The organism is Aquimarina sp. AU119 (assembly GCF_900312735.1).
Lineage (GTDB): Bacteria > Bacteroidota > Bacteroidia > Flavobacteriales > Flavobacteriaceae > Aquimarina > Aquimarina algiphila.
The window spans coordinates 144,767-166,475 of sequence record NZ_OMPF01000015.1 but is presented as its reverse complement, the minus strand read 5'-3'; the positions used below and the strand labels follow the sequence as shown (position 1 = coordinate 166,475).

The following is a 21,709-nucleotide window of genomic DNA, read 5'->3' as shown; positions in this document are numbered from 1 at the left end:
ATTATGAACAGAAGAGAAGCCTTAAAAAACATTGGGTTATCAGCAGGTTATATTGCTGCTACTCCTACACTGCTTAGTATATTACAAAGTTGTACCAGTGAAATAAAATTAACATGGATACCTAAATTGCTTTCTGAAGATGAAGCAAAAGTACTTGATCAAATTGTCGATCTTATTATTCCAGAAACTGATATTCCGGGAGCCAAATCATTAAATGTCCCCATGTTCATTGACAGTTATATGAATGCAGTAGCAAAAGAAAAAGATGCTCAAATATTTAAGAAAACTGCTGATTATGTAATGAAAGCGTTAGGAGTAAATGAAGATAAACCAGTAAAAAAGATTAAGATCGAAGAATATGATGCTCTTCTAACAAAATATCTTAGATCTTCTAAAGAACAACAAGAAGCATATCAAAAGGAAATGTCGCAAGTAAAAAATCCTGATGATTTAAATAACGCTTCTAAAGAAGCAATCATCTTTAATTACTTATCTGCTGTGAGATGGTTATCGATTTGGGGGTTTAAAACTACAGAAGAAATTGGCGAGAATGTACTTGCTTATGCTCCTGTACCAGGAGAACAAATTGGGTGCGACTCACTAGAAAAATTAACCAAAGGCAAAGCCTGGTCTCTTTAATCATGAGGCTTTAAACCACAATTCATGCAACACACCATCTTAAAAGGGCTTATCGTATTTATGATCCTAAGCTCATGCAAACAAAATACTTCAGAAAATACAGAAACTCAAAAAGAAGAAGAATCCACCACTATGGAAGTTTCATCACAAGAATCCAAACCCTTTTTCAAATTATCACTAGCACAATGGTCATTACATAAAGCTATCAAATCAGGAGAAATGGATCCTAAGGATTTTGCTCAAAAAGCAAGTGAATTAGGTTTTGAGGGGATAGAATATGTTAGTCAGTTATATAAAGAAGATCTTAAAAGTGACCCAAATCCAGAAAAAGCGATGCAACAACTTTTGGAAACTTTAAAATCAAAAAGTGAGGAATTTAATATTCAAAATCTAATCATTATGGTTGATGGTGAGGGAGACCTAGCAGTTCTTGATGAAAAAGAACAAAATGAAACCGTAGAAAATCACAAGAAATGGGTAGATGCAGCACAATTTTTGGGTTGTCATTCTATTCGCGTGAATCTATTTGGCACTAATGATCCAGAAAAATGGGTAAAGGTATCTGTTCATGGTCTAGTTAAACTTTCAGAATATGCTGCATCCAAAAATGTTAATGTTATTGTAGAAAATCATGGATACCTATCTTCTAACGCGGCTATGTTAGCAGAAGTAATGCAAAAAGTTAATAAACCCAATTGTGGTACATTACCTGATTTTGGTAATTTTTGTTTAGAGCGTAAAGACGGTGAACGTTGGAGTACGAGTTGTATTAAAGAATATCCTAAATATCAGGGTGTAGAAGAAATGATGCCTCATGCTAAAGCAGTAAGTGCAAAATCTTATGATTTTGATAGTGAAGGTAATGAAACTACAATCGATTATAGAAAAATGCTGGAGATTATAAAAAAAGCTGAATATACTGGTTTTATAGGAGTTGAATATGAAGGAGAACGTCTTGGTGAAATTGAAGGTATTACTGCGACTCGTGATTTATTAATCAATGCGTCCAAAAACCTTAACTAAGATATGAGTACAATTAATAAAACGCAGCTTTTTACGGCGAGTTGCATTGCTCTTGTAGTTACGGCAATGACTTTCGCAATTCGCGCAGGTATTTTGGCACAATTAGGAACAGAATTTCGTTTATCTGATACACAATTGGGATTTGTAAATAGTATGGCTTTTTGGGGGTTTCCTATTGCAACTATTTTTGGAGGTTTGGTGTACAATAGTTTAGGTCCAAGAAAATTAATGATAATTGCTTTTATCTCACACCTTGCAGGATTACTACTTACAATTTTTGCAAGTGGATTTTGGGGGCTATTGATTTCTACACTATTTATAGGTTTTGCAAATGGATCTGTTGAAGCTGCATGTAATCCCTTAATTGCAGACATGTATACCAAAAACAGAACTACAATGCTCAATAAATTTCATGTTTGGTTTCCAGGAGGTATTGTTATTGGTGCTTTAGCCTCAAAATTTATGACCGATATCAATTTAGGATGGCAATTACAAATTGCATTAATGCTAATTCCTACTTTACTATATGGAGTTATGTTTTTCAAATTGACTTTTCCTAAAAATGAAAATATTGTATCCGATACTTCAGTGAATATTAAAAACTTATTTACCCCTTTATTCGTTTTCATTGCTATATGTATGACACTTACAGCAACTACAGAATTGGGAACCCAGCAATGGGTAGAACGTATTTTGGGGAGTTCTGGTGCCAGTCCTATGCTTATTTTAGCGATGGTAACTGGATTAATGGCCGTAGGACGTTATTTTGCTGGTCCTGTAATTCATAAACTTAATCCCACGGGAGTTCTTTGGTTTTCATCTATAATAGCCACTATTGCTATTTACCTAATGTCAAATGCTACAGGATCAATGGTATATATTTCTGCTATTTTATTCGCCATTGGAGTTATGTATTTCTGGCCAACTATGATAGGATTTGTAAGTGAATATATTCCTAAATCTGGAGCTTTAGGCATGTCAATAGTAGGTGGAGCAGGAATGTTTGCCACCGGAATATGGCAACCAGTTATAGGTTCCTGGTTAGATACTGAAAGGGCAAAAGCACTTTCTTCTGGAATGTCGCCAGAATCAGCTGAACTTGTGGCAGGACAAGCGACTTTAGGCAATATAGTATTCTTTCCATTATTGTTAATACTATTATTTGCTATACTTTTTTTCACTCGTAAAAAATTAGAATCAAGAAGAGTACCTCAATTAGATCATGAAAAATAAACCAATTAAGCTATAAAATGAGACATTTAGTTCGTTTCTTTTAATACCATATTTTGTATTTTTCGTATTCAAAATCATGTAATATTAGAGTGAATATCTTATTACATAAAAAATCGGAAAATTATTTATTACACCAACAATAACGTAAATGAATAAAAAATTAAAAATGGGAATGGTCGGCGGAGGAATCGGTTCCTTTATCGGTGATGTACATAGAAAAGCTGCAGGTATCGACGGAATGATATCATTAGTTTGTGGAGCTTTTTCTAGTAGTGAAGAAAAAAGTATAACTTCTGCAGAAGCTATCGGAATATCAAAAAATAGAGCTTATGGTAGTTTTGAGCAAATGATCAAAGAAGAAGCTAAACTACCAGAAGATGAACGCATGGATTTTGTAGCGATCGTTACTCCCAATCACATGCATTTTCCTCCTGCAAAAATGGCTCTTGAGCACGGTTTTCATGTAATTTGTGATAAACCTATGACCTTAACCCTGGAGGAAGCTGTTGAACTTGAAAAAATCATAGCTGCATCTGGAAAAGTTTTTGCGTTAACTCATAACTATACAGGGTATCCTATGGTTAAACAAGCTAAAGCTATGATTGCTAAAGGTGATTTGGGAACTATTCGTAAAATCAATGTACAATATTTGCAAGGATGGCTCTCTACTGCCCTAGAAAAAACAGATCATAAACAAGCAGCCTGGCGTGTCGACCCTAAGCGATCTGGTATTGGTGGAGCTCTTGGAGATATTGGAACTCATGCAGAAAATCTGGTTGAATACATCACCGGAACACAAATTACAGAACTTGCCGCGGATCTTTCTGCTTTTGGAGAAGGTAGAACCCTTGATGATGATGGCAATGTCCTTTTACGATTTGCAAACGGAGCAAAAGGAATAATGACATTCTCTCAGATTGCTACTGGGGAAGAAAATAATCTCGGAGTAAAAATTTATGGTACCAAAGGTAGTATCGAATGGTATCAGGAAAACCCAAATGAATTGGTAGTACGTTGGTTGGATCAGCCTAAACAAGTATTCACTCCAGGAGGTAACGGTGGATATCCCGAATCTTCTGATTATGTACGTATTCCTGCAGGACACCCTGAAGGATACCTTGAAGGATTTGCTACCATCTATAGAAGTTTTGCCAAAGAACTCTTATTAACCCAAAAAAAACAACCTTCTGCACGACCTGATTTCCCTACTGCCAAAGATGGTGTAAGAGGAATGAAGTTTATTTATGCTGCTGTTGAGAGTAGTCAAAATAATGCACATTGGATAAAAATATAATCACATGAAAACAATCAAAGGCCCTGCAGTATTTCTAGCGCAATTTATGGACGATAAAGCTCCATTTAATTCTTTAGACGGATTATGTAAATGGGCATCAGATTTAGGCTATAAGGGGATCCAGATTCCTACATGGGAAACACGACTTATCGATCTAGACAAAGCCGCTGAAAGTCAAACTTATTGTGATGAGTTAAAAGGACAAATTGCCAATTACGGATTAGAAATAACCGAACTTTCTACCCATTTACAGGGACAATTGGTAGCTGTACATCCTGCTTATGATTTAATGTTTGATAATTTTGCACCTGATGATTGTAAAAACAATCCTAAGAAAAGAACTGAATGGGCAGTACAACAAGTAAAAAATGCAGCTACCGCCAGTCGAAGGCTGGGTATAAATGCTCACGCTACATTTTCGGGAGCTTTGCTTTGGCATACTATGCATCCATGGCCACAGAGACCTCCCGGTTTGGTCGAAATGGGGTTCGAAGAATTAGCTAAACGATGGCTACCTATATTAAATCATTTTGACCAAGAGGGTGTTGATGTTTGCTATGAGATTCATCCAGGTGAAGATCTTCATGATGGAATTACTTTTGAACGTTTTCTGGAAGCTACAGGAAATCACAAACGTGTAAATATCCTTTATGATCCAAGTCATTTCGTTTTACAGCAATTAGATTATATTGAATACATAGATCACTATCATGAATTTATTAAATCATTTCACGTAAAAGATTCTGAGTTTAACCCTACCGGAAAAAAAGGAGCTTTTGGAGGATATAGTGACTGGGTTGACCGTGCTGGACGATATCGTTCTTTAGGAGATGGACAAATAGATTTTAAAACCATATTCTCCAAGCTTACACAATATGGATGTGATGTTTGGGCAGTAATGGAATGGGAATGTTGTATTAAATCTCCTGAACAGGGAGCTCGAGAGGGAGCTATATTTATTCAAGATCATATTATAGAAGCTACTCAGAAAGCATTTGATGATTTTGCTGGAGCAGGTATTGATAAAGATCAACTAAAAAAGATATTAGGATTATAACCAACAAAAACCCACACCACAATGAAAAAATTAATCTACCTCCTTTTGGTACTTGTAATAACATTATCATGTAACAAAAAAGCAGATATCATTATTGTTGAAGATAAAGTAGAAAATGATAGCAAAAAAGAAGAAATCGTAGAAACACCAAAAAAGGAAATTACGGATCCTAAAGAAACCGAAGTTTGGGAACCTGAACCAAAAGTTATTTCTTTTAATGATAACAATATTCCGTCTGATGCTACTGTATTATTTGATGGTTCTAATCTTGAAGCCTGGATGTCTGCCAAAGATTCTACTGCAGCCGCATGGACCCTTAATACTGATAAAACAATGACCGTAAAACCAGGAACCGGAGATATCCAAACTAAGAAAAATTATGGTAGTATTCAGTTACACTTAGAATGGAGTGCTCCAGATGTTATTCAAGGTGAAGGTCAGGGACGCGGCAATAGTGGAGTATTTTTTCAAAACAAATACGAAGTGCAAATCTTAGATAGTTATCAGAACAGAACCTATGCTAATGGTCAGGCAACTGCTGTTTACAAACAGCATATCCCATTGGTAAATGCAACAAAAGCTCCTGATCAATGGCAAACTTATGATATTATTTTTCATGCTCCAGAATTTAATACAGAGGGTAAAAAAACAAAATCAGGTACATTTACTGTAATTCATAATGGTGTGTTGGTACAAGATCATGTAGAGATTCTTGGATCTACAGAATATATTGGTCCTCCAAAAAATGAAGCTCATAATAAAGGACCTATTAAATTACAGGATCATAGTAATTTGGTGCAGTATCGTAATATTTGGGTTAGAGAACTTTAGCTTTTTAAAGATCTATGATGTGAGTTTCAATACATAATAACCTCACAGATTTTTAAAACCCGTGAGGTTTGGAAGCTACGAATTTTAAATTATACTATTCTATAATGAGTTTTTTCAATTGTTTTTTTCCACCTGATTCAACTTGAACCAAATAAAAACCAGATTTTAGAGGATAAGAATTGAATTCGAAAACATATTCTGTATTTCCTGATTTCACCTCTTCAAATACTTTTCTCCTATCTACCAAATCGAAGATTTGAACTACTACAGGAGTTAGTTCTTTTGAAGAAATATTAATACTAAACTTACCATCCCGAGATGGGTTCGGATACATTGATGTTTCAAATAATTTTGATTCTTTATCACGTTGATTACTCAATATATTTTCATTTTTTTCAGTTAAAAGAATACTTTGATTTGATCTAATGGCATTTGTAGTTTGAACAACAGTTATTGTTGCAGAACCATTATTTATTCTACTTTCATAAATTTCATTTTTTGTAAAAACCTGGTGAAACGATGGAGAACTTACATTTACTAACTTTTCACTTGATCTAGAACTTCTACAACTCCCGAAACTACTTCTCCTTCTGGAAACAGATCTAAACTTTACTCCCACTAAACGTTTATTTTCACTATATACCTGAGAAAAAGAATATGTTCTATTTCTAAACTGACCTCCTGGCTGATTAAACAAAAAGTCTTCTGACCCATCATCGAATATGGCTTTTATCCATTTTAAACCATTATTATTAGAACCGCAAGAAGATGGTCCTGAGCCAATATATCCACTTACTATCAATTGATAATCTTGTGCAAATGTGTTACATGCGATGAATAACATCAATAATAAAAATTTTCTCATGCTTTAGGTTTTAAGAGATTTATAAAAAAATTATTTGATTTGTTCTTTGTACCGAATATTATTATTTTAAAAATGATTCTATTCTTACTATTCAATAATTAGTTTTCTAACTTGACTTGCTGAAGATGTTTCTAATAAAATGAAATATATCCCTGAGGGTAATACAGACATATCATATTCAAAAGTATATTCTTCATTTCCATCACCGGCTCTAGAATCTATAAGCGTATTATTAACTATATTAAAAATCTTTAAGTTGATTGGTTGTGATTTTGATAAATTCACATCTACTGTAAATCTTCCGGTAGTTGTAGGGTTTGGATATACTAGATAATCAATCGAGCTTTGGATATCGACACTATCCTCATCACCTTCTCCTCCTTCTCCATCGATTTCCTTTTCTACAACAATCACAGTTTTTGTCGTTGTAGATGTACACAATCCTCTATACGTCTGTAACATAATCTCATATTCTCCAGGTGTCTCAAAAATCAACTCTGCATAATTATCATCTTCATAGGTAACTTCTGCTTCCTCTGGGAATATCCAATCTAAAGTATCAGGTATAGGATCACTATTGTCCACTATAACAAATTTTTCTCCAACAAATACTTGAGTTGAAGCAATGAAATTTGCAGAGATAACTTCGGTAGTAGTATCTATAAAAATACTATCAGATGCTTCACACCCTTTAGCGTCAGTAACCAGAACATCATAAATACCTGCTTCACTAACCTCGATTGTTGGTTGATTACTGGTAAAACCATTTGTTGACGTCCATTGATAATTGGCGTTTGGATCATTTATAGTTGCATTTAATACTATGGTTTGCTCAAAACATAAAGTAATGTCTTCCCCTAGATTTACAATTAATTCATCTGGGTTGCTAAGGATAATCTCTCTTCTCATCTCACAGCCTTTGACATCGGTTACAATAACATCATATGTCCCCGCACATACTGCTGTTAAATCTTCTGTTGTACTGCCATTACTCCACAGATATGTATAAGGAGCAGCTCCTCCTTGTACACTGATATTAATTACTCCATCACATCCACTATAACACGTTGGGACTGTTAATGTTTCAGTAATTATTAATGGTTCTGGTACGTTAACAGTAACTTCTTCTGTTATACTACATCCTCTTAGATCTGTAATTTCTACACTGTATGTCCCTGCAACAATATTTTCTAAACGGTTTGTTGTATTTCCAGTACTCCATAAATAACTAAATGGACCTGTTCCTCCATTTATTTGAGGAATTATTGTCCAATCATTACCATCACCACAATTCACATAATCTGTATCAAAATTCACACTTAAAACATCTGGTTGTGTTAATCGAAATGTAGCACTGGTTACATCTGTTCCTGCCGCATCTGAAACTATTACATAATACTCCCCTGCAAGAATTCCTTCTAGTAAAAATCGATCCAGACCAATTGGAGTATTATCTTCTGCGTTGAACCACTGGTAATTATATTGTTTTGCTGCATTAAAAGGTACTCCTCCTTCTACAATAGCGCTCAAACTACCAGAGGAATCTCCGAAACAAGAAATTACATTTACGTGTTCTATATTAACTTGTAAAACCGGAGGTTCAAATAGATCTACATTATCAATAAATAAGACACACCCATTAGCATCTCTAACGGTTAAAGAATACCCTTCTACTCCAATATTACTAAGAACATTGGTTGTTGAAGATTGTAGTTCATTACTAAAATTTCTCCATTCATAAATATAAGAAGGTACTCCTCCTCCAATAGTAACCGTTATACTTCCATCTCTTGCCCCACTAGAAGAAGGGGGTATTCTCACTATAGCTCCATTCACAAATAATCTTGGTGGTTGAGTTACTTCAATTTCTCTTTGGAGTTGGCAATTATTTGCATCTGTGATTGTTACGGTATAATTCCCCGCTCTTAATGAAGATAAATCTTCTGTTACTTGTCCATTACTCCATCGATATGAGTAAGGTGCTACTCCGCCAGAAACGCTAATATCTATACTACCATTAGCATCTCCTCTACAAACTACATTATCTACATTCTCTATGATAGATAGTATTTCTGGTTCTATTACTTCATAGACATAATCATCTGTATTACCGTTTTCATCTGTTACTACAACAGTATATATACCTGCTCTGACTCTGGTTGTAACAGGAGTTGTGAAAATCACTTCAGTTGGCTCTCCTTGCTCAAACCATTCATAAGTATATGCCCCAATACCACCCTGCGTTGTTGTACTCAAAGGAATTACGGTCTCTTCTCCAAAACATTGCACTCCTTCATCTTCAGAAATTGGTATAATTTCAACGATAAGCTGATTAGGTTCTGTTATCTCTCGAGTAACCGTTGTTGTACAATCATTCTCATCTGTAACTTCTAAAGTATATATCCCAATGGATAGATTATCGATATCCTGGGTAGAAGCTGTATATGTCACATCTTCTGAATCTGTCCAGGAATATCTGTATGGCGCTGTTCCTCCTCTTACCTCGAGAGATATACTTCCGTTTCCTGTTTTGAACCCTGTTAAGTTAACCGGAATAACATCATATATTTCTAATGCTGCATCTGGTTGTCCTATTACAACAGGTTCACTAAGAGACGTTGTACACAAATTATCATCGATAACAACAACCTCATAAGTTCCTGCTGTTATATTTCTCAGATCTTCTGTTGAAGATTGAAAATCAGCATCTTCTACTTTTGTCCACCTAAATGTATAAGGAAGATATTCTCCTGTATCTTCATCAACAGGACCACCTGTAACCGTTATATCAATGGTTCCTGTGTCTTCTCCATAACAAAGTATCTGTGTTGGGGGACTTGAAAGGGTAACCACTAAATCTTCTGGTTGAGTAATTTCAATTGTTGTTTCATCACTTACTCCTGTTATATCGGTACTCACGACTCTATATATTCCTGCTGGAAGATTATCTATACTATTGAGGGACAAATCTGTATTTATTGGAGTCGCTGTAGTACCTTCTATGCGATACCATTGGTATTCGAAATCAGAAGGAACAGATACAATAGGAAAACCACCAGTAACAATTGCTCGAAGTTCTCCCAGACTATCTCCATGGCACAAAATGGGATTATCAATTTCTATACGTACTACCATTGGATCAGGTTCTATAACCCTAAATGTCCTGTTTTCTGTACAATCATTATCATCTGTTACTACAACGGTATAAGCTCCAATTGATAGGTTATCAATATCTTTTGTCGTTCTGTTAAAAGTAGCATCGTTTTCTTTTGTCCATACATAACGATAATCGCCAGTACCTCCTGTAACTTCAATAACCAAACTCCCATCAGAACCTCCAATAGTTGTTGCCGGGGATATAGTAACCGGGGTGATCACAATTTCTTCTGGTTGTGTAAGTGTTATCGATTGCGGAGTTGTTATTTCACAATTATTCGCATCTCTTAACCAGACTTCATAATCTCCTGATATCAAACTTTCTATTGTAAAATCAGTAAGATCATCTTCTGAAATATAAGTTAATCGATTATCTATAGAAAAGGAATAAGGTCTGGTTCCTCCCTGTGGATTTAGAACAATTCTTCCATTACTTCCATTATAACAAGAAATATTATCTCCTCTTGTAATTGACAAACTTAAAACATCAGGCTCTGTAAACGTAACACTCGCATTGTTAAATGTAAACCCATCCTCTACACGTACGCTATAATTTCCTTGTTGAACATTATTAAATACCCTCGATGTTTCTCCATCAATTATTGCTCCGTCTCTGAACCATTGATAAGTATACATATTTGATCCTCCGCTCACGACTGCAGATAAGGTTCCTCTTCCTTCAAAACATTGAATAGGGTTTGTTTCTTCAATAGATACTAAAAGTCTATCAGGTTGTGTAATCTCTATTTCTGTTGAACTCACTTCACAATCACTTGCATCTCCCACTATTGCTACATAATTACCCGCAATCAAAGATGAAATAGATACACCAGTATCTGCAATAGGAGTTCCATTTCTTTCCCAACGTACAGTATATCCTGGGTTTCCTCCAACAATACTAATCTCTATTTCTCCCTCATTATCTCCAAAAATATTATTTTGAACTACATTATCAGGAGTAATTCTAATCTCTGAAGGCTGACTTATAAAGCGTCTATCAGAGATCTCAGATATACAATCATTAGCAACCCTATCTCTTACTCTAAATAGGTACCCTGTTGTTGTATTTGCGTCTAAAGCAAATACATTACTATCCTGCCAGGTTGTTGTTGGACCTGTCCAAAGTGCATATTGGTATGTACCCGTTCCTCCTCCTGTAGCTGTGATAGCTACTCTAGACTGCTCTCCATAACATGTTATTGGTTCTATATCTATATTGGTAATTGATATTGGTAGTGGTACATTATCAAATTGAATATTAGTTTGCTCTGCTCTCCCTGATCTATTATCTGTAACCAAAACTTCATAAGTACCTTGGCCTGCTTCAAAAGGATTTCTTGAAACATAACTCGCATCGCCTTGTGCTCTCCATTGAATTCTGTACGGAGGGTATCCTCCTTCGATATTAACAGCTGTAAGTATTCCATCCCTTGCATCAGAACAACTTGGGTCTTCTTTTTGAACTCTAAATGTTACCGGTTGTGGATCTATTATCGTTGGTAAACTAATTACAGGATTTATAGTACATGTGGCTGCGCCAGTATATCTAATTTGATGATTTCCTGCCGGGAGATCTTCAATATCATATCCACCAGGAAAAGCTCTTCCTGTTATTGTATTAGTCGCTGAACCATTAATCAATACTTCATAATTATAATATGCAGGACCACTTCCTGTAATTGGGACTCCTCCTACAACACTTTGTATTCGAATCAACCCATCTCTTGCTCTCGGAGCACTTGGGTGGGTAATACCATTGACAGCAATAGTGTGTGTTATAGGATCCATTTCCTGTATTAGTACCGAAATACTTTCATCTCGATCAGATATATTCTCTTTATCAAGGCATCCTCTGGAATCTCTTACTTTAACATTATATGTCTGAGGAGATAAATTTTGAACCACATAAGGAGTTCTTGGTAAAGTGTTCCATGTTGCTCCATTATTCAAGCTGTACTGATACGTTCCTGAACCTCCTGATGCAGTAATTCTAATTTGACCATCATTTTCATCAAAACAAGTTTCATCCTGAGCTGGTGTTGCTGTAAACCGTACTCGCTCTGGAGCTCTAACCTCAAAAAAGTAGTGAAACAATTCACAAAAAGGAATCGGCGTACCTTCTTCTGTCCTATGACCAGAAATTTCGATAGCATATTGCCCTTGTGTAAGATTGCCACTCCATCTATATGTATTATTAGAGGTATTAAACCTGGGGTGTGCATTTGTAATCCCTGGATTATTTCCTGCATCAATTTGATATCTGGAATTTACAAGTGCTAAATATTCATTTCGTGTTAACGCTTCTTGTGCTGGTGTTTTAGGGTTTGGAAGAGGTACCTGTCCTTCCGCTAATTTCTTTAGATTAATACTTAATACTTCATTACCATATATCGTTCGATCAAGAGGTATTGTAAACCCTGCATCATTCGAATATGAACAAGTAGGTTGCACAATACTTGGAGCAGTAGATACCGAAGGAGGGCCAGGAAGATATTGTATTGTTAGTGGTATTTCTGTAGTTGCATCAAATATATTGCAACTAGGTCGAAGGCGTATTAATATATTTTTATTTACCGCAGCTATACGATCTGCTACATTTTCAGGTGTTCCTCCAGGATACAGGTCCTCTAATGACAAGGCTATATTTGATTGCCCTGTCTTATTGGTTATAGACCTCCATATCTCAACCTGTATTGTTCTTGGGCCCGTATAATTCCGTAACTCTGCTCGAGCTCGATCCCAAGCGATTTCTTCTCGAATACATCTATCTGGATCACCTGTTCGCCTTACACAAGCTATATAATTCCCTTCTCCTCTTGCTTCTGCTATAACCAAAGCTCTATAATCAGGATGATCACGAGTTTCTGTATTTACAGGGTCTAAAAACTGCCACTCATAAACTTCATTATTTGGAGTAAACCCAGATGTAGCATTTATATCTATAGTCCCACCTTCGCACCCAGAATAGACACTGGTAACTGGTGAACCATCATCAAAAGTTAAATCTATATTTGGAACTACAGAAATAGTTCCTCCTCTACCACTTATATCATCTCGATATATCTCTGTATTTAGAAAATATTGCCTAAAACAAGGTGTTCTTACAGTCACTCTTTTATATGCATGTCGAGAACTTCTACAATCTCCCGTTACACTTCTTCTTCTTCTAGATATAGTATGATATTCTACTGCTGTAATTCTTCTAGAAATATCAAATGTTCTACTGTATGAATACTCTTGATTTATATATTGGCTTGGATTATTAATTAATACTTCGGAAGATCCGTTACTAAAAAATAATGTTATTGATTTTAGCCCATTATTGTTACTTCCACAACTAGATGACCCCTGGCCTATATATCCACTTACTGTAATTGTATACGTTTGCGAATATGCATCTATTGAGGCAAACAACGTTATTAAAACAAGTAATACTCTTTTCATACCCATATCTCTTTAATACGTTACTTCAATTTGTTTAAAAGGAGACTTCGTCCCTGAATCAAATACGGCTTGTAATATGTATGTATATTTGGTGTTGACCCTTAAGTTTATATCAAAGAACCTCTTTTCCTGCTCTTTAAAAACTTTGTACAATGTTGGTTTTGTTTCTTCTTCTGATCTATACAAAAGATATTCTACCACATTATTTACTCCATATTTCCAGCTTAGTGTAATTTTTTTCTCTTCCCGATTCACCAAAGCCAAAAACTTATCGATTTCTGGTTTTGTTTTATTATCAGGTAAACTTATAGACAAAGGCGTTACGGGTTCTGACTCTAGACCAGATTCATCCATAGTAACCAATGTGTATAAATATGTTATTGTAGGTTTTGCAGTTGTATCGTTATACTTATTCTCTGGGATATTTGTTTCTGCTACGAGTACCCAAGGCGTATCGCTTCCCTTTTCTTTACGATACACCAATGTTTTTGCTGCATCTATACTACTACTTGTGATCCATTGTAATGCAATCACTCCGTTATCTGCTTTAAAAGATTTAAAAACTGGTTTTGTAGGCGGAATAATATCGGGTTTCCTAAGCATTAGTATTTCAGAAAAACCAGAAGGATTATATCGCTTATCAAACGCCTGAACCTTATAATAGACTTTTGCATTAAGCGTTTTGATATTTACTGTGTCTATAATTTTATTTTGTGGCGTCGGACGGAAAGTAATTTGTGTAAATTCCTCATTTTCTAAATTTGCTCTAAATACACGATATCCTAAAAAATCTGATTCGGTATTCGCCTGCCAGTTTAACGTTACAACACCTGTAGAATCTATTATTCCAGTTAAACCATATGGATTGTTAGGCGGTGTATCATCAACAGGTTGTACCATTTGTGGAAAAGAAACTCTCCTTGTACCATCGGCACCAACAGCCGTTATCGTAAAATAATTAATTACATTAAGATTCTTAAACTCTATGCTTCTGGTTTCTTTTGAGATATTAGATACAACAACTTTATAACCTTCTTTAATTAGATCAGATCTATTTAGCTCAAAAGAAACAATAGACTCCAAGCCTTCTTCTGGAAATTCCCAGGTTATTCTTGCGGTACTATTATCAGCCAATAACTTAGCTTCTTGTATCGCTGGGTTATGTTGTAATTTTTTTGTTCCTTTTCCAGAAACCACTGTTGAAGAAGGACCTATTTGTCCAAAAGGAGAAATGCCTTTTAATCGATACTGATATTCTTTATTGTTTTGAGGTAACGTATCGATATGAAACATTCTATCAGAAGATTCTTTCTCTCGTTCGCTTAGATTCGCTATCGGAACATCTTCCAAAGCATTAAACGTTTTTCCGTTATCCTCAGATCGTTCGATAATATAGTTTGTATATTTTCTTTTTAATAATGTAAAATTCCAACTTAACATTACGTTTTTATCTCCAAAAATTCCAACAAAATCCTGAGGTTCTGGTAAAGGGCGGTAATCATTCAGCCCAAGATATACTCCTCCAAACTTGACTTTCATTTTTTCTGAAGGGATTGCTGTATATACTCTATACAAATACCGTTCATTTGGTTTTACCTCTGTATCCACATAGGCTAATCCAGCATATTTTGCTACTTCATAATCCTGATCGGCCGCAAATAAAGTAAAAGAAAAACGTTGCTCTAATGCTTTTGCCTGGTTGATAATACTCATGATATCATTACCTCCATCTTCTAATTCTACGTCAAAGCTTTCTCCATAAATTGCTTGAGCTGCAATTGCTGCATTGTCGTTTTTATTTACAAAATCCTCCCATTCCATCATAGGTTTTGGTACTAATGGAGTTACTGTAAGTTTTTTTACAATTGGTTCTTTCAATATCTCTTCCCCTATGGCTATCGTTTTACGCTCAATTACATATCCATATTGGTTTGCTCGTTTCCATGCTAAAGGGGTATTTGCAGCCCAACGTAACATAATCGCATCTTTTGTAACTGTTCCTATAACCTTAACAGCCGGTTCCTGATCTCCAATAGGTTCTTGCGCAATTCCTAAAATCGGAAAACAAAACAATATCACCCCTATGATGTAACTGTATTTTAATTGCTTATTCATATAATGGATTATTATATTTTACAATATCATTTCCTCCATTTTTTACCTGCCCAGGTAATACATATTGAAGTTTTGTCCTATATTTTCCTTTTCTCATTATAGGAAAAGGGTCAATGATTAATGCCTTATATTTTGGCATCGTCTCCCATGGTAAATCAGAACTTATCAGTTGATATCTCAAATCTTCATAGTCCTGATAATAATAATGTGTAAGATTATAGCGGTATGGGTTATATACATTAATATCACTGGTACGGTCATTTTCTAAATATGTTAAGTACCAAGACATTGGTTCTACCCCTTCTAATGGAGGAACACTTATTTTGTCTGTATCTCTGGACACTGTTATAGTACCTTCTATAGGATAATTTTGATATAATAATGGGTAAATTTGATTTTGATAATATGAATTATCCAAAATTGCCCTTGCTACTACGAGCGGTTTGTTGCCAGAAAATCTATTTCCTACCAATTCAACCAAGTCAAAAGGTTCTAATGAATTAATTCCATTCAATAATGTTAATCCATAGGGATAAGTTACGTGCCTGTACAAATCTTTATTGGTTTTCATCGCACTCATCTTTTTATCAAATGTTGTGTATTCACTTGTTGCAAAATCAAAAGTTAGCAATTCACGTTCCTCCCCTTTTATAATTACCTCTTCTGCTTTTCTGGATTTGATTTCTACTTCATTTCCTGATTCTCCATCTAGTGCCTGAGTCGTATACGATTCTTTTACATTATTGGAATTATCATTTTCTTGAGGTACTAATTTAATCTTGACATTATACGCTGTAGTTGTAGACATCTCCTTTGGCAAATCAAATATCACTTGTCTATTAGCAGCATTATAAATGAAGTTTTTGTTCATCCCTGCTCCTGTATCCGATTTCATTACCATCGTTTTATTCCAATTTGGAACCACATCGAATAAATAGGATTGTCCTCGTTTTAAATTAATATATCCTTTATCATATTCTTTGGTAAAGAAATTCTTTTGATGAATGGTCGGATACATATAAGCAATATTGCTTAGAGGTATTGTTTCGGGAGCTTCTCCAGTAGTAAAATTAACCTCTTTGGATTCGATAGATACCTTACCATCATCCATGATAGTCTCCCATTTTCCGTTTATTTTTTCTTCAAAATGTAATTGTACATAAGCCTTTAGGCTAGTATTAGGAGGTAAAATCTCATGCGAATAGAAAACAGCAATATCATTATTATTATTCCATTCTATCTCTCCAACGATAGGTTGTCCTTCTTTAGTGACTTCGAACTTATCCATCAAAATTCGGTATTTACGATCTCCTGTATCATCAGGTAATTCAAATACTCTATTAATTTGTAAGTTGAAAGGAACTTGAGGAGCCGCAAATACATCAACTTCTGTTGCTCCTTCTTTTGGTGCCATTTCTCCTATGACTACAATCCCATCAAGAGCACTGCCTCCGACTATTTCACATTTATCTCCCAACTCCACTTTAAACCTAAAACGTCCTTTTATCAGTCCTCCCAATAAGTTATATTTTCCACCAAGATACCCTCTAAGCCAAACTGGATTTGGTAGTCTTGCTTGCATCAATACAGCACCACCGCCGGCGAATATTGTTATTTTTTTCCTCTTTCCAAATAGTTTAAATTTTAGCCCAACCTCTCCCTGTAAATATGCATATGCTTGTCCGTTGGCATACCACCCATTGAGTCCTATTTGTTCTGAAGAGCCTTTACAATGTGCATCTCCATAATCTTTTAACATAATATCAAAACCAACCCCGGCATCAAAACGTGCATAAAATATGAGGAATTTTAAATCTCCGGTAGACATACTCCAATTGGCCCCAAATGCTAATCCTTTGCCAGCTTCTAACATATTAAGGTCACGAGTATAATCGAGTTTTGAGACATCTACTCCTAATATATTAGCGACAATATCAGGAGGAGGAGGACTTCCTGGTAGCCCATCTCCCATCATAAAATAACTTTCGGTTCTCATTTTCACGATACCCAAATTCATTGCAACTCCTACCGGATCGCTTGGTGTTCCTATTAAAATATGCCATTTATCTGGGCCGACATAAAAATCCATCCACCCAGCTCTGCCATTAGGTCCTACTCCTTTCAGGATTCCGAAATTGATATAAAGTTCTGATGTCGCATGAAAAATATCATTTACAAAATCAAACTTTATAAAGACATTTGCTGCCATTGCTCCTTCTGGTTGATATGCTGGGAGTATAGGATTATTCCCCTTAGAAATTACTGCTAGCTTATCTGCGAGTTTTTCATAAAAATCTCCAGGTATACTGGTGATCATTTCGCCTTCTCCTTTAAAGTAGATTTCCTGTAATCCTCCTGAGTTTAGGAATGATATTCCGAATTCTAATGAGCCATGAAATAACTCTTCTGATCCGGTGGTTATAAGTCCGACAGAAGCTTTTAAACCAAAACCATTTTCTTTATATGGTTCATATATTACTCCAGAAGTTGATGCTCCTATTTGATTAAAAGCTGCATCTTTTTCATGCGTTACTCCTGCCATTTTCATATGGTTATAAAACCCTCCTCCGAATGAATTTATAGAAAAAGCTGTAAAAATAGGAATCCCCGTAGGTAGCGTTACTTGCGCATCGGCAAACCAATATCTAAAATCTTCTTTACGACCAAATAGTGCTTTTGCTTCTACTTCTAATTTCATTCCTACGCTGAATTTGGCTCCAACCGCACCGGCAAAGCCAGTACCATATGTTGGATCATCTTCAAAAATAAATATGGCTCCTTTGAGTTCCATTCCGGCGACTTCCATCTTAACAAAAACTCGCTCTAAGCGAATGCCATCATATTTCCATTTATCTCTTCCGTCACGATCTTCTAATTGTGCTTTGATCGCTAATTTTGCTCCACCGCCATTACCACCATCACTCTCTGAAGTCAAGTTGATATTAAAATCAAATACCAATTCTGCACGATCCCCAGATGGAGTTCGTAGTCCTATTTCATTAACAGTAATCGGAAAATTAGCTACGCTCATCTTTCCTCTATATCCAAAATAATCAACAGAAAACTTTGGTGATTCTGTTTGCAAAAGCATATTCTCAAACACAATTCCTTTAAAATCTACCGTTTTATCTCCTGATGATGATTTATTAAGCCCTGATTGGATGCTTACGGATCCATTAAGATTTGCTTTAGGTCTAAATTTGCCTTCTTTCACCTTCATTTCTACATATGAGTCTTTGGTCAAAATCACTTTAGCACTCCATACATCAAAATCAATATCATTTGTATTGGTTACTCTAAAACTATATTCATCTGGCTGGATAATAGCAGCATATTTTAATCGGTCTTCTTTTGATACGGGAAGAAGTAATTCTCCTTCAAATTCTCCTGCTTTTAACCTATTGGTTTCTATATCCAGTAAAAAACGATCTAAAGAGAATTGCCATTTTGAGGCTGAACCTTCATCTATGGTTAGAATATTTTCTCCTTCAAACTTTCCTGTAACTCCTTTACCATCAATGATTAAGTTTGATGCTCCAAAAGAAATGCGTTTATCACTATTATTTTTACGGAATGCTTTGGGTAAAACGACTTCCAGCGTATTGATATACACTCCACGCCATAATGTTGGGTTTTCATTATAATATTTAGCCAGGTAATCTTGTGGCATAGCAGCATCATTACGCAAATCACTAAAATCAAATATGGCCGTATTCAATTTAAATGTGGTTCCTTCAAGACCTTGAATTCCGAACTCTGGAAGTGAAATATTAACTACGATATCATTCCAATCACTAACTACCGTTTTAAAATTTCCTTCTACATACCCCAGTCTTTCTTTACCATTTTCATCAACTGGATATAGCAAACCATTAGAGAATTTTAAATCAGCATCTACTCCTAACTCTTTGAATCCTGAACAATCGATTAATGCATATGTACCAGGTTGTTCGAAACTACCATTAAGTGTTACCACCGCTTTACCATCATTAATATTAAAGGTAAACTGCGATATTAAGTTAAGTTTTGCGTCCCCAATAATACCTCCTTCATGCGAGAGTTTTATATTAGACCCTCCTAATATCAATACTCCTCTAGCTGTTTCTATCTTGAGAAAAGCAGTAAGTTCTGTATACGCTGGTTTAAAAACAGCTTTGGCAATCCCAACCGTATATTTTACGTTACTGATTTCCATCGGGCGTATAGCCACCGGCAATTGCCCTAGGCTACTATCAGAAAGTAAATCGACATAATTTTGAGTTTGATCAATTGTAGTAAAGACATTATTCGCCATATCCAGCCATTTCTTATTCTGTAAAGAATCGACCGTATTAAATTGAAACCCTTCTTTAACTTTTAACCGGGTAGATTTTTTTACTACTACTGGAGTATCAAATTGCTCTAACGATTTAAATTTTCGAAAAGTTTTAACTGATTTTGAAGGAGAAATTATTTTATTAGCAGTAACGCTATTGTTGTTGTGTATACTATCTTTTATTGATTCAGTTTCTTTGTTCACTGAACCATAAATGTTCTTTGCTAACAAACCTGTTGTAAACAAACAAAAGCATAAGAATAATAGAGATTGTATTGGTTTATTCATGGTTTAAGAGTACTATTAGAGGCAATACAACATAAAGCAAAAGTTATTTTATGTATTCTTGCTATCACTTACTAAACTATGGTACAAGTTTATTTATAATACAGATGAAAAAAATCACGGTTTTCAGTGAATTTGACTTTATTGTTTACTTTTTCTAATTAGAATATTTAAAAAAGAAAGTAATGGCTACTTCTTATATGATGTTCATATAAACCGATATAAAAAACATTTTTTGTTTGGAAGTATTAAGTGTACAAATAAAAATTACAGAATTTGAATGAATAAAAACAATAATATTCTCATCTATTACCATTAATTAGAGCTAACATATTTCATTAAAAATTGTATCATTATTAATCTAAAATATCCGAAACCCAATTCTCAAGCATATGAATTTATTTCAATCTTCTATTAATTCAACTAATAAAACAACGATAAGTAACATTAAAGGCCTTAACCTATTAAATGATTTCATAGACATTGAGACCGAAAAAGAATTAATTCAATATATAGACAATAGTAAATGGTCAAATGAATTAAAAAGAAGAGTACAACATTATGGCTATAAGTATGATTATAAATCTAGAAGTATAGAACCATCTATAAAAGCAGAGCCCATTCCAAAACAAATAATGAATATTTACACAAAATTAGTTGACTCTTTCGAAGGTATTATTAAACCAAATCAAGTCATCGTAAATGAATATTTACCTGGTCAAGGGATAGCTAAACACATTGATTGCAAGAAAAGTTTTGAAAGTGTAATTTTTTCTTTAAGTCTGATAAGCAGTTGTATAATGAAATTTGAAAAAAAACCAAATTCCCATGAATTAATGCTTAATCCTAGATCGTTATTAATATTACAAGAAGATGCAAGATATAATTGGGCTCATAGTATTCCTTCTAGAAAAAGTGATAAATTCAATTTTAAAAAATATCACCGAGAACGAAGAGTATCTATCACTTTTAGAAAAGCAATTATTAATCATAAGTCTTAGAAACTTTTAGAAGTTACTAACTCAAGAAAAGATGAAAAATCATTACAAAAATACTTATATCCGCTTTCTTTATCATTTATATATACATTTTTATAGATCCCTTTTTTACGTTTAAAAGATGTATCAATAGCATAACCAACACTTAAGTTTTTATTAATATTTGAATAATCTGCGATAACTAAAAAGTCATCAGGTGTTATCATTTCTCCTTCCCCTTCAATTATATGTAAGGTTATATTGTCATCAAATCCATATATACTAAAACTATCATAATCCCCAAAAAAACTATATCCTCCATATTCCTTCTGAAAACAATAATAAGATTGATCGTCCTTTAAAAACGAGTATCTTTTAAAGAAAGACTGAATTTCAGTTTCTTTACTTTGTATATCCCCAAACTGGGCATTAGGAAACAATTTCAACTTATTAATTAACTCTATTTCAATCATAC

12 protein-coding genes are annotated in these 21,709 nt (G+C 34.7%); 7 read left to right on the top strand and 5 right to left on the bottom strand.

Annotated features, from left to right (window positions below):
• The first annotated feature begins 3 nt into the window (after positions 1-3).
• From DK442_RS14370 to DK442_RS14345, 6 genes are all read left to right on the top strand, one after another.
• On the top strand, positions 4-639 hold the full coding sequence (locus DK442_RS14370) for a gluconate 2-dehydrogenase subunit 3 family protein (RefSeq protein ID WP_109436593.1): 636 nt from the start codon (positions 4-6) through the stop codon (positions 637-639).
• 24 nt (positions 640-663) lie between these two features.
• Entirely contained in the window at positions 664-1,662 is a 999-nt protein-coding gene (locus DK442_RS14365) for a sugar phosphate isomerase/epimerase (protein ID WP_109436592.1), read from the top strand.
• A gap of 3 nt (positions 1,663-1,665) precedes the next feature.
• Complete coding sequence (locus DK442_RS14360; RefSeq protein ID WP_109436591.1) at positions 1,666-2,895, top strand: sugar MFS transporter; 1,230 nt, start codon at positions 1,666-1,668, stop codon at positions 2,893-2,895.
• Positions 2,896-3,043: 148 nt separating this feature from the next.
• Positions 3,044-4,189, top strand: a complete 1,146-nt coding sequence (locus DK442_RS14355) for a Gfo/Idh/MocA family protein (RefSeq protein WP_109436590.1) — start codon at positions 3,044-3,046, stop codon at positions 4,187-4,189.
• Positions 4,190-4,193: 4 nt separating this feature from the next.
• Entirely contained in the window at positions 4,194-5,246 is a 1,053-nt protein-coding gene (locus tag DK442_RS14350) for a sugar phosphate isomerase/epimerase (protein WP_109436589.1), read from the top strand.
• Positions 5,247-5,267: 21 nt separating this feature from the next.
• Positions 5,268-6,077, top strand: coding sequence for a DUF1080 domain-containing protein (locus DK442_RS14345; RefSeq protein ID WP_109436588.1), 810 nt, complete (start codon positions 5,268-5,270; stop codon positions 6,075-6,077).
• Positions 6,078-6,171: 94 nt separating this feature from the next.
• Here DK442_RS14345 and DK442_RS14340 read toward each other — a convergent pair whose 3' ends face one another.
• The 4 genes from DK442_RS14340 to DK442_RS14325 all read right to left on the bottom strand — a co-directional run bounded on the left by DK442_RS14340 (position 6,172) and on the right by DK442_RS14325 (position 20,260).
• Entirely contained in the window at positions 6,172-6,942 is a 771-nt protein-coding gene (locus DK442_RS14340) for a T9SS type A sorting domain-containing protein (protein ID WP_109436587.1), read from the bottom strand.
• Positions 6,943-7,029: 87 nt separating this feature from the next.
• Positions 7,030-13,542: a T9SS type A sorting domain-containing protein gene (locus tag DK442_RS14335; RefSeq protein WP_160114191.1), complete on the bottom strand. Its 6,513-nt coding sequence runs from the start codon at positions 13,540-13,542 to the stop codon at positions 7,030-7,032.
• A 12-nt stretch (positions 13,543-13,554) separates the two neighbouring features.
• Positions 13,555-15,657, bottom strand: a complete 2,103-nt coding sequence (locus tag DK442_RS14330) for a hypothetical protein (protein ID WP_109436585.1) — start codon at positions 15,655-15,657, stop codon at positions 13,555-13,557.
• A complete protein-coding gene (locus DK442_RS14325; protein WP_160114190.1) occupies positions 15,650-20,260 on the bottom strand; it encodes a hypothetical protein in 4,611 nt (1,536 codons plus the stop codon). Before DK442_RS14325 ends, DK442_RS14330 begins: the two co-directional genes overlap by 8 nt.
• A 389-nt stretch (positions 20,261-20,649) precedes the next feature.
• Between DK442_RS14325 and DK442_RS14320 the strand changes: the two genes are divergently transcribed.
• A complete protein-coding gene (locus DK442_RS14320) occupies positions 20,650-21,258 on the top strand; it encodes an alpha-ketoglutarate-dependent dioxygenase AlkB (protein WP_109436583.1) in 609 nt (202 codons plus the stop codon).
• Here DK442_RS14320 and DK442_RS14315 read toward each other — a convergent pair.
• Complete coding sequence (locus tag DK442_RS14315; RefSeq protein ID WP_109436582.1) at positions 21,255-21,707, bottom strand: hypothetical protein; 453 nt, start codon at positions 21,705-21,707, stop codon at positions 21,255-21,257. The genes DK442_RS14320 and DK442_RS14315 overlap by 4 nt on opposite strands.
• Between the last annotated feature and the right edge of the window lie 2 nt (positions 21,708-21,709).